At 40.3% G+C, this 12,177-nt stretch carries 8 protein-coding genes and 1 pseudogene; all 9 read left to right on the top strand.

Annotated features, from left to right (window positions below; all coding sequences use genetic code 11):
• A pseudogene (locus tag WBJ10_RS00495) lies at positions 1–258 on the top strand (efflux RND transporter periplasmic adaptor subunit); the annotation flags it as partial.
• A 3-nt stretch (positions 259–261) separates the two neighbouring features.
• Positions 262–915 (top strand): TlpA family protein disulfide reductase, encoded by a 654-nt coding sequence (locus WBJ10_RS00490; protein WP_424287556.1) that lies wholly within the window; start codon positions 262–264, stop codon positions 913–915.
• 185 nt (positions 916–1,100) lie between these two features.
• Complete coding sequence (locus tag WBJ10_RS00485; protein ID WP_424287554.1) at positions 1,101–1,607, top strand: TlpA family protein disulfide reductase; 507 nt, start codon at positions 1,101–1,103, stop codon at positions 1,605–1,607.
• The gene (locus WBJ10_RS00480) at positions 1,600–2,766 is read left to right on the top strand and encodes a hypothetical protein (RefSeq protein ID WP_424287552.1); all 1,167 of its coding nucleotides are present in this window, start codon (positions 1,600–1,602) and stop codon (positions 2,764–2,766) included. The genes WBJ10_RS00485 and WBJ10_RS00480 overlap by 8 nt, the downstream gene beginning before the upstream one ends.
• 1,133 nt (positions 2,767–3,899) lie before the next feature.
• Positions 3,900–8,291, top strand: coding sequence for a CusA/CzcA family heavy metal efflux RND transporter (locus WBJ10_RS00475; protein ID WP_424287550.1), 4,392 nt, complete (start codon positions 3,900–3,902; stop codon positions 8,289–8,291).
• A gap of 24 nt (positions 8,292–8,315) precedes the next feature.
• A complete protein-coding gene (locus WBJ10_RS00470; RefSeq protein ID WP_424287548.1) occupies positions 8,316–9,476 on the top strand; it encodes an efflux RND transporter periplasmic adaptor subunit in 1,161 nt (386 codons plus the stop codon).
• Between the two features lie 21 nt (positions 9,477–9,497).
• Positions 9,498–10,736, top strand: a complete 1,239-nt coding sequence (locus tag WBJ10_RS00465; protein WP_424287546.1) for an MFS transporter — start codon at positions 9,498–9,500, stop codon at positions 10,734–10,736.
• Between the two features lie 67 nt (positions 10,737–10,803).
• Positions 10,804–11,268 (top strand): hypothetical protein, encoded by a 465-nt coding sequence (locus WBJ10_RS00460; protein ID WP_424287544.1) that lies wholly within the window; start codon positions 10,804–10,806, stop codon positions 11,266–11,268.
• Between the two features lie 159 nt (positions 11,269–11,427).
• Complete coding sequence (locus WBJ10_RS00455; RefSeq protein ID WP_424287542.1) at positions 11,428–12,099, top strand: helix-turn-helix domain-containing protein; 672 nt, start codon at positions 11,428–11,430, stop codon at positions 12,097–12,099.
• Positions 12,100–12,177 lie beyond the last annotated feature (78 nt).

The following is a 12,177-nucleotide window of genomic DNA, read 5'->3' as shown; positions in this document are numbered from 1 at the left end:
GAATATGCGCAGGTGAAATTAAAATTGCAGCGTCCGGATAGTACCTATTGGGTTCCTGCCTCCAGTGTGGTAAATACCCAGGCAGGTGTTTTTGCAGTACGATCAAATGATGGAATTATAGAAAGAGTTCCGGTAATAATTGGTGGAAGAAACAAGGATAAAATAGAAATCTTTGGAGACTTAAATACCACTGACAATATTATAAAAATGGGATCAGAGGAGTTGACGGAAGGCAGTAGAATAACTATTAAAAAATAAACCATGAAAAAATTAAATCAGATCAATCATTCTCAAACAAATAGTATTATGGAAAACAATAAAAAGTGGCTAACCAGGTCAAATATAACAACAGCTATTATGGTGGTGTTTATAGGTGCTTTGTTGATAAGCCCTCAATTTAAAGGAGCCATCATTCAGGGCTTAATGAAAATAGGATTGTTTCAGCCGTCCATACCTGAGCAAGATGCTCAGTCAGCTTCCCCGATAGGATCTTCAACCGAAGCCATTGAGGAGATGGTCTTCAAGGATGAAAACGGGAAGACCATCACTCTTTCCGATCTGAAAGGAAAAGCGGTATTCGTGAATTTCTGGGCAACCTGGTGTCCTCCATGTATTGCCGAAATGCCTTCTATCAATAAATTAAGTCAGAAGTTTAAAGATAAGTCTAATGTGGTTTTTCTGATGGTAGATATGGATGCAGATATGAAAAAGTCGCAGAAATTCATGCAGAAAAACGGATACAATCTGAATGTTTATGCGCCGGCAAGCCAAATCTCTCCGGCTTATTTTGCAGGAGCATTGCCCACTACACTACTATTTGATAAATCAGGCAAGCTTGTTTTTAAACATGAAGGTGGGGCTGACTACGGTAATGCGGAATTTGAAAAGTTTTTAGAAGCGACTAGCTTAAAGTAAGAATACTGAATAAGAAAGACCTGTTTTACTCAGTAGATCAGGTCTTTCTAGATTCATGTAGCTATTTTACATTAGATTTGAATGAAAATTAACATGGAGCCATACTAAATATATTAATTTTGCGGATCCTTTTATTTTTGCATAAGCACGTTTTACTTTATGAATTGCAGTACAAAAGGTGCTAAATGAATAGTGCTCAAAAATTGGCGCTGGTTATCTTACTGGGTTCAGCAGCCTGTAATACAGGAGATCACTCAAAAATTGTGCTGCCAAATAAGAACGACGGTCTTGTGAAAATTAATTTGACTGATTTGAATCAACAAGCCATAAATCTGGAGAAATATAAAGGCAAAACCGTTTTCATCAATTTTTGGGCCACCTGGTGCAAGCCATGCATCCAGGAAATGCCTTCCATAGCAAATGCCCAAAATATACTCCGCGATGAAGAAATTGTTTTCTTGCTCGCTTCAGATGAAAGTATCGAACAAATTGAGGAGTTTAGTATCAAGCAAGGTTATAAGTTTAATTATACAAGAATAGAAAACAGTGAGGCCTTGGATATTCAGGCTCTGCCTACGACCTTTATATTCAGTCCCGGTGGCAGTCTTGTTTTTTCAGAGCCTGGAGAAAGAAAGTGGGATGATGCAGCAAATATTAATATGATCCGTGAAATTATAAAACGAAATGATTAGACCATTCATTTCTTTAATAGTCGCGGTGTTCTTTTTGGGCTGTAATAATCCAGAGAAGAAAACAAGGATGGGAAAAGACAGCTTAGAAATTCTCGCATCTCCAGCCGATTCTTTGAGCGCAGAACCTTATTTGTTTACCGATAAAAAAGGAGTGGTTTATCTGTCATGGATTGAAAAAATAAAGGAGACGAGTTTTCTGAAATTTTCTAGTTTGAGCAATGATGAGTGGTCCAAACCAGGGATAATAGCTTCAGGAAATAACTGGTTTGTTAACTGGGCTGATTATCCGATGCTGGCATCGGATGGTCAAGGTAACATGATAGCCCATATATTGGATAAAAGCGAAAATGGCACGTATACTTATGATGTTAAGCTCCTTACTTCATCTGATAAAGGGTTGAACTGGAGCCAATCCCGGATACTTCATGATGATGGCAAAAAAGCAGAACATGGCTTTGTTTCATTGCTACCCCATAACGAAAATTATTTTATTTCATGGCTCGATGGTAGAAATACGGTTATGGAAGAGAGTGCAGGACATGGGGATGCACATCAAAGAGCAATGTCGCTACGGGCAGCTTCTATGAATAAAACAGGCTTAAAATCAGATGAATGGGAACTGGATAAAAGAGTATGTGATTGCTGCCAGACTAGTTTAGCAGTAACATCGAAAGGTCCGGTTGTAATTTACCGCGACCGATCCCCAGATGAGATCCGTGACATTTCTATTGTGAGGCAAGTGGATGGTCAATGGACACAACCCAAACCTATATTCTCTGATAACTGGAAGATTTCGGGATGCCCTGTTAACGGGCCAAGAGCAGATGCGCTTGGAAATAATTTGGCGATAGCCTGGTTTTCGTCCCCAAATAAAATTGGGAGAGTCCAGGTTATTTTTTCAAAGGATGGGGGAGCGACATTTAATGCACCGGTTAAAATTAATGAATCTGAAACAATTGGCCGGGTAGACCTTATTATACTGGATGAAAAAAGTGCAATGGTAAGCTGGATGAACGGCTCAGAAATAAAAGCAGCCAGAGTATTTAGTAACGGTAAGAAAGACCCCTCAACAGTTATCGCTTCATCATCCGAATCGAGGTCAGGCGGATTTCCGCAGATGACAAAATCAGGAAACAGGGTTGTTTTTTGCATGGTCTGATACCAAAGAAAAAACCATTAAGACTTCAAGTCTGACATTGAATTGATGTTTTTTATTTTACTTAGCGTTTATAAACAATACCACACATTTCCTTCTCGGTTGTTGATCGATCTGCCATAGTTTTGAAAAGATAAAAAATCACTGACCCTTGTGTAAGCTTCCCCGCGACATGAAAAAGCGTAATACTAAAAGAAAAATACACCACCGATCTCCAACATCAAAGTTTGCAAGGGTTGAAGGAAAGATAAAAAAGAAAAGGAAACCAATGACCTGGTCAGATATTTTTGTCTTAATATTTTGTCTAATACTTTTTGCAGGGATGATTCTTATTATCTATGAACATATGATGCTTTTAGAGTAGAGTATTAGAGTAATTTTTGAAAGTGCCATATAAACGTGTTTTAGTTATTGGATTAATAAGCAAATAGGTCATATCTCTAACATTATCAAAATATTTGTTTAAATAATGAACACTAAATTTTGGCAAATTTCAATAAATTAAATTAAATGAGTAATTTAGCAGCTCAATTTGAAAGATTCTGGTTTTATTTGAATGAAGGTTATTAGACATATAGCATTTCTGCTATCACTTATGGTGATAATTGGACATGATGTAGTGCCCCATATAGATGAGGTAGACATAACTATGTCGGAACATTCTGCTCCGGTACCAGCCTCATCGGACAACGGATTATCTAATCTGGGACATATATTTTCGCACTTTCAGCATGGTGTTAGTGAGCGCAGTTTAGTTTATTTGTCTTCCGTTGAGAAAAAAACGGACTTTCAAATCAAAACTTTTGATCATATATCATATCTTGATTTAATAGAATACCGACTTGTCTGGTATTATAATTATAAGAAACAACGATTTTGGGATAATGTAAAAATACCATCAAGTTTCATTATAAGTTCCCTCTCCCTCCGAGGCCCTCCTACCTGCTGATTACCCTGGGTATTAGTATACCAAATAAATTTTATAAGATTTATATAATTGACGTTAAGGTCAATTCTTCTAATACCATTCTCCTTAAGTAATTTCATTTCGTGGATCCGGCGTCTGCTAATCAAGTTTTTTTATAAACTTGAAGCGGGCCCCATCACACTTAAATTCCATTTAACTATTAATACGAATGTTAAATAAGATTATTCACTTTTCGATAAAAAACAAATTAGTTATCGGATTATTTACCGTGGCGTTAATAGCCTGGGGAACATATTCATTAACTAAACTCCCTATTGACGCAGTTCCCGATATCACTGATAACCAGGTGATGGTTATTACGGTCAGTCCCGCTTTAGCCGCACAGGAAGCTGAGCGGTTGATCACCTTCCCGGTCGAACAAACCATGGCGAGCATACCCGGAATTAAACAAATAAGATCCTTTTCACGCTTCGGCTTGTCGCTGGTGACCGTGGTGTTTAATGAAGATGTCGACATCTACTGGGCTCGTCAGCAGATCAATGAACGTCTTGGCGATGCTGCCAAACAGATACCTGATGGTGTAGGGAAGCCTGAAATGGCTCCTGTTACAACAGGTTTGGGAGAGATTTACCAATATGTGATCCATCCAAAAAAAGGCTATGAAAAGAAATACGGCCCGATGGAGCTTCGTACTATCCAGGATTGGATAGTTAAACGACAGCTTTTAGGTACACCCGGCGTAGCAGAAGTAAGCGGGTTTGGAGGATATGTGAGGCAATATGAGATCGCTGTAAACCCGGATCGTCTGCGCAGCTTAAATATAAGCATTTCAAATATTTTTGATGCATTGGAAACCAATAACCAGAATACAGGCGGAGCTTATATAAACAAGTCTCCCAATGCCTATTTCATCCGGAGCGAAGGTCTTGTTGAAAATATTGAAGATATCGAAAAAATCGTTATCGAAACAGATAATGCAACACCTGTACTGATCAGGGATGTGGCGAAAGTGCAATTTGGAAATAGTGTACGTTATGGTGCGGCAACACGGAACGGGGAAGGAGAAATCGTTACCGGTATTGTAATGATGTTAAAGGGAGCCAATTCATCAGAAGTAGTCAATAATGTCAAAGCGAGGATTGAGCAAATTAAGAAAACCCTGCCAGAAGGAGTAGATATTGAACCTTTCCTGGATCGTAAGAAATTAGTCGACAATGCGATCAGTACGGTCTCTACCAACCTTGTAGAAGGTGCCTTGATTGTTATTTTTATCCTGATATTATTTCTGGGTAACCTCCGGGCAGGTTTGGTGGTGGCTTCAGTTATTCCTCTGTCTATGCTTTTTGCCATTTCAATGATGAACCTTTTTGGTGTATCAGGGAACCTGATGAGTTTGGGAGCGATTGATTTCGGTTTGATTGTGGATGGGGCTGTCATTATCGTAGAGAGCGTGCTGCACCGGATCAGCATGAGCAAGCATCACCATGTGGGTTTGAAAAGGCTGGATCAGGATCAGATGGATACGCAGGTTTATGAAAGCTCAAGTAAAATGATGAATTCCGCAGCCTTTGGCCAGATCATCATATTAATTGTTTATTTGCCTCTTTTAGCCCTGATAGGTATTGAGGGCAAAATGTTCCGGCCTATGGCTCAAACAGTAATGTTCGCTATAATAGGTGCATTTATTTTGTCGCTAACCTACGTTCCCATGATGTCGGCCTTAGGTTTAAGTAAAAATACTACGCACAAAAGGAATTTTTCAGATCGCATGATGGATTTCTTCCAACGGGCTTATCGGCCGGTTATCGGTCTGGCTATCCGGCAGAAAATTAGTGTTGTTGTTATTGCCGTGGGATTATTCCTGGTCAGCCTGTTTGCTTTTACACGTTTAGGGGGCGAGTTTATTCCTCAGCTCGACGAGGGTGACTTTGCCGTTGAAACACGGGTACTCACCGGAAGTTCCATTGATCAGATCATTGATGCTTCGACCAAAGCACAAAAGATTATTCTGGCACAGTTTCCTGAAGTGAAGCAGGTAGTCAATAAGATCGGATCAGGCGAAATACCCACAGATCCCATGCCTATTGAAGCCGGAGATATGATGATCATACTGAAAGAAAAGAAAGAATGGACTAGTGCATCCTCCAGGGAAGAGCTTGCTGAAAAGATGCAGAAGGCCTTGTCAGTTATCCCAGGGGTAACTTTTGGATTTCAACAGCCAATTCAAATGCGTTTTAATGAATTAATTACAGGTGCTAAACAGGATGTGTCGATTAAAATTTATGGTGAAGATCTGGATGTCTTAACCAGTGAAGCTTCCAAAATCGGAAGGCTAATTAAACCGGTAGAGGGTGTTTATGATGTATATGTGGAAGAAGTTACGGGTTTACCCCAAATCAGGATTAAGTATAACAGAGACAGAATAGCCCAGTATGGCCTGAATATTAGTGCGATCAACAGAACGATTAAAACAGCTTTCGCCGGGGAGGCGACGGGTGTAGTGTATGAGGGAGAAAAACGTTTTGACCTCGTTGTGCGGCTGGACAAAGAGGATCGGCAGAGCTTGCAGGACGTCCGGGCTTTATATGTAACCACACGAACAGGTCAGCAAATACCACTGGAAGAAGTCGCATCTGTTGATTTTGTAAACGGCCCTAACCAGATCCAGCGTGATGATACCAAAAGGAGGATAACCGTAGGGTTTAACGTCCGGAATCGTGACGTAGAGAGCATAGTCGAAGAGATCCAGAAAAAGCTGGACAGTAAATTAAGGCTGCCCCCGGGTTATTATACAACCTATGGCGGGCAATTTGAAAACCTGAAAGCGGCTAATGCGCGGCTTGCGGTCGCCCTTCCGGTGGCGTTATTTCTTATCCTGATATTGTTATACTTTACATTCCGTTCCGTCTCTCAGAGCCTGCTCATCTTCACGGCAATTCCTTTATCTGCTATTGGTGGTGTTTTCGCTTTGATGATCCGTGGTATGTCATTCAGTATTTCTGCAGGCGTGGGTTTTATCGCACTGTTTGGAGTAGCCGTTTTAAACGGGATTGTTTTAATAGCGGAGTTTAATCGCTTGAAAAAGGAAGGCATAGCCGATGTGAACGAACGGGTATTGTCAGGAACAAAAAGCAGGCTGCGCCCTGTATTAATGACCGCAGCAGTAGCCTCATTAGGATTTTTGCCTATGGCTATTTCCAATTCATCCGGCGCCGAAGTGCAAAGGCCTTTAGCCACGGTAGTTATCGGCGGACTGATCACCGCTACCCTTTTAACCTTAATTGTGTTGCCTGTTTTATATATTTTATTTGAACGTAAAAGGAAATCTGCAGAAGTGAAATCAGGACTCAGTGCCTTATCGGTTATTTTGATATTACTATTCGGAGGGATGTTGCTCCCGATAAATTCCTCTGCACAGAGCATCGGGGGAAGAAAGATTACGTTAGATCAGGCAATTGACGAAGCCGTAAAAAATAACAGTAGCCTGCGAGCTGCGATATATGAAATTGATATTCAAAAAAGCCTGAAAAAGGGATCTGTCAATCTTGACAGAACGAGTATCACCTACCAGAAGGGCCAGATCAACAGCAGTAATCAGGACAATCATTTTCTTATCTCACAAAAAACAGAGTTCCCTACGGTTTACAGCAGTCAGTCCAGATTGGCGGATCAGCGGATTAAAAGCAGCGAACGATCTTTTGCTATCACGGAGAACGATTTGATAAGACAGGTGAAATCAGTCTATTATGAACTGGTGTATCTTAGAGGAAAAGAAAGGCTTTTTACGTATCAGGATAGCTTATACAGTAACCTTGTTAAAGCCAGTGACCTTCGCTACCGCACCGGAGAAAGTAACCGGCTGGAAAAGGTAACCTCCGAAACCCAGCTGATGGAGCTCAAAAATGCTATCATTCAAAACCAAGCTGATATCCTGATCGCTCAAAACCGGCTGCAAACGCTGCTTAATACCAAAGAACGGTTAAGTGTTGATGATCTATTGATTAAACGTCCACTTGAGATACCACAAGACAGTTCTGCGATAGCTCAAAATCCCTATCTGAAATTTTTAGAGCAGGAGATCAATGTTCGTCGCAGTGAAACCAGTCTGCAGCAGGCCAGACGCCTGCCTGATTTCACTGCAGGTTATTTCAACCAGTCTTTTCAGGGACTACAAAATGTAAATGGCATACCGCAGAATTTTACCCGCAAAGATCGTTTTATGGGTTTCCAGATCGGAATTGGAATTCCCATTCTGCCGGGCGGGAATAAGGCAAAGATCAATGCTTCTAAGATCAGCGAGCAAATAGCGGCTGCTAATTTCCAATACCAGCAAACCAATTTACAGGGTGAACTGCAACAATTAATACAACAGTACAATAAGCATAACAGTGCGCTTGATTATTATGAAAAAAGTGCTTTAGCCCAGGCTGATCTCATTATTCAAAATGCGGAAAAAGGTTTTAAAGGTGGTGAGATTGCATACTTACAGTATCTGCAGAGCATGTCAATATCTATTAAGATAAAATCTGATTACATGCAGGAGCTTTTTCTGTACAATCAGTCTGTACTGGATATAGAAAATATTATCGGTAAAAAATAAACGGATCCAAAGGAAATTTTAAATATGAAACATTTCAATAAAATAATATGCATGGCTATGATTGGTTTAACCGCCATAGCTTGTAATCAAAAGAAGGAAGAAAAATCTGCAGAGACAGAAGTTGCTGTAAAAGTGGCGGATGAAGTAAGCCTGACAAAGGATCAATATAAAGTAGCCGATATTCAATTAGGCAAAATAGAAATGCGTAGCCTCAGTAATGTGATCAAGGCAAGCGGCCAATTGGATATGCCCCCTGAGAGTATGGTTTCAGTGTCTGCTCCCTTGGGAGGGTACGTCCGAAGCGCTGGGTTATTACCAGGACAGTCCGTCCGGAAGGGTCAGGTAGTTGCTGTGATAGAGAATCCCGATTTTATTGATATTCAACAGGAATATCTGGAAAGTAAGAGCCGAATGGAGTTCCTGCAATTGGAATTCAAGCGTCAGGAAGACTTACGGAAAGAAGATGTCAACTCAGCTAAGACCTTTCAACAGGTTAGTTCTGAATTAAAAATAATGAGAGCCAGAATGAGCGGATTGCAGCAGAAGCTGTCGCTGATAGGTATCAGTACAAGCAGTCTTCAGGCCGGCAGAATATCCCGGACCAGCAATCTTTATTCACCAATTAATGGATATGTCACCGTTAGTAACGCCAATAAGGGCAAGTATGTGAATGCAACTGACGTACTTTTCGAACTGGGTAATAAAAGCGATCTTCACTTAGCCCTGAACGTATATGAAAAAGATGCCTACAAAATACGGGTAGGTCAGCCGATTCGTTTCGCGTTAGCTAACGCTGCTGATTATAACCGCGTGGCTAAAGTATTTTTAATTGGGAAATCTGCGGGAAAAGAAGGAACAGTACCTGTTCATTGTCATATCGAGAATGTAAGCGATCCTTCTCTAATTCCGGGGATGTATGCCAAAGCTCTAATTTCTGTAACGGATGATGAAGTGTCGGCTGTACCCAGCGAGGCTATTGTAAATGCAGATGGGAATGATTACTTATTCATTCAAACAAAAATTAACGCTAGTGGATATGCTTTTAAAATGATCCCGATCAAGCGCGGAATCGAAGAAGGGGGCTATACAGAAGTCATGTTGCCCGAACAATTTGACAAAAGTTCGCAGGTAGTATTAAAAGGCGCTTATGCTTTACTATCTGCCATGAAAAACGTAGAAGAATAGAATAATTATTTAAAATTTCAGATGCAGGTGACAAATAAGTTAAAAATTCTTTCCGAACCGTTTAAAGTTTTAAAGAACGGAGTTTTCGCCAGGCTTTACCTGGCGCAAACGATCAGCCTTTTAGGCGATGCATTTACCTGGATAGGATTAGCACTGATCTCCTACCAATTTGGGAAGGAGAACTCAGCAGTGATCCTGGCATCAGCCCTCACGTTAAGGGTTACTGCTTTTATCCTGTTTTCTCCCTTTGCAGGGGTATTAGCAGATAAAATTGACCGGAAGAAGATCCTGTATATTACCCATTTTATCAGGATGGTTATTGTGGCTTGTTTCCCATTTATAACAGAGCAATGGCACATCTACGTTCTGGTGTTTTTGCTGAATGTTTTTAATGCATTTTTTACCCCTACCTATAAAGCCATCATTCCACACATTGTCGATAAGGGAATTTACCGTCAGGCGGTAGGTTTATCAACAGCAACCTACCAGTTATTAGGCTTTTTAGGGCCTGCTCTGGGTGGTGTCATGGCGATCTGGTTTGGTGCCAGGCAGATTTTCTTTATTGATGCAGCTACTTTTATAGTAGCAGGGATATTGATAATGACATTACCGGGGAATATTATGCAAGGGCCTAAATCTTCCGGAAGGCAACTTTCTACCTGGGAGGATGTGTTGAAAGGTGTCAGGTTGTTATTTGGAAATAAATTATTGCGATTTGCACTCTCCATAGAATTTATCTCCGCTATTGCCGGTGCACAAATTCTGGTAAATACCGTTTCACATGTAAAAACAGGATTGCAGCTAACCGACAGCCATTATGGCCTGGTCATGGCTTTTTTTGGGATTGGCGCCTCAGTAGCGGCTTTTTTATCGGGCAGCATAGATAAATCCAGGTCAAGAAATGTTTCTTTAATTACGGGGGCGCTGTTTTTAGGTTTGGCAATAACAGGGGCAAATTATTTAAGCTACTATCCATTGTTATTTTTATGGCTGATTGCGGGCTTAGGTCAAAGTCTTGCCGAGATTCCTTCCGAGACTCTAATAGCGGAGAACATCAAAGAACAGGAACAAGGAAAAGTGTACGGGTCTCATTTTGCCTTCTCCCATCTCTGGTGGGCGATAGCTTATCCGATTGCAGGATTCCTGGGAACATATTATCCAAACTCGAATTTTTTAATAGGAGGGATTATGACGATCGCATTATTGACTATAGGAATTTTGTTTTTCAGAACCAAAGGGAATTCTCAAGAACTCAAATGAAAATCAATAAATGGTTTGCGTCATAATACTCATTTTTAAATCACATATAAACTAAATTTTAAAAATCATGAATCTCAATCCTGCACACTGGCACCTGATCGTTAATCACTTGCCCATCACCGGAAGTCTTATCGCCGTTCTAATATTGTTATACGGCATTTTGCGAAAAAACGAAGGCGTCATTAAAGCGGCCTACTGGCTGTTTGCCTTAATGGCTGTATTTTCTGTGGTGGCTACGCAAACAGGCGAAGGAGCTGAACGCTTTATACTGGATGCAAAGCTAGCCGATGAAGCTATTATTGAGCGGCATGTAGAGGCCTCCAATATTGCGCAGTGGGTTATGGTTATCGTGGGAATAACTGCTCTTGCTGCTTTGTTTATAAACCGTTTAAAAACTGTGCGGGCAATGCCGGTAATAGTATTTATTCTTGCGCTTATTGCTGCAGGACTAATGGCCTGGGCAGGACTTCTTGGCGGAGAAATTATGCACCAGGAAATCCGCTCGAACAATAATGTTGTTTTACCGCAATAATTAATGTTGGATCCGTAGAAATAAATAATAGATGGATTTGAATGACGGAGATATTGTTTTAAGAGAATATTTTTTTTGTCGATGATAAAGGTTAAAAAGCAGTGGTTATGGATTATTTCTGGAGCACTTTTCGGGCTAGTGGTGTTTGCTCCATTAATAATGATCTTATTTGAATATCATTTTGGTAAGCATCAACTTCCTTTTAAGGAGGTTGCCATTAATTTCTACCGCGAGGCAATTGACTTTGTTAGCGGAGCTTTGCTCTTATTATTTGTTTTTATGGGGGGCATGATGGGCTATTTAATATTCCGTTTAAGGGCAGATAACAACAGAAATAGTTCAGAGGCAACCATTTCAGATCTATTATTAAAAGGAGAATGTAATTCCATAGAGTTTAAATCTTCTTTTCGGTGGGATTACCGCTTACAAAAAACAAGTAAAGAAATTGAGTTTGCCGGCTTAAAAACAATAGCAGCTTTTATGAATTCTACTGAAGGAAATTTATTGATCGGTGTAGATGATGATGCTAAAATTGTAGGACTTGATAAAGATTATGAAACCCTGAGGAAGTATGGCAGGGATGGGTTTGAACAGTATATTATGCAATCCGTTTCATTACACCTGGGAACTGAGAACTGTAAAAATGTACGTGTTTCATTTGTAGCCAGCAATGAGAAGGATGTATGCTGGATTAAAGTAAACAGCATTAAAACACCTGTCTTCCTAAAGCATCAGCAAACCACTCATTTTTTTATAAGAGCCGGAAACGGCACACGGGAATTGAATATTCAGGAGGCCCTGATCTATATTAGAGGTACACCCAGAATATAAATTTTCTAACCCAGCAGTAACGTTCTAAAATAATAAAGGTAGTAACATGAAAAAATACTTCTTTTAGCAGCACTTAAT

It is taken from the genome of Daejeonella sp. (genome assembly GCF_049655485.1).
GTDB lineage: Bacteria > Bacteroidota > Bacteroidia > Sphingobacteriales > Sphingobacteriaceae > Daejeonella.
Note: the sequence above shows the minus strand (reverse complement) of the source record. Positions and strands in the feature narration are given on the sequence as shown.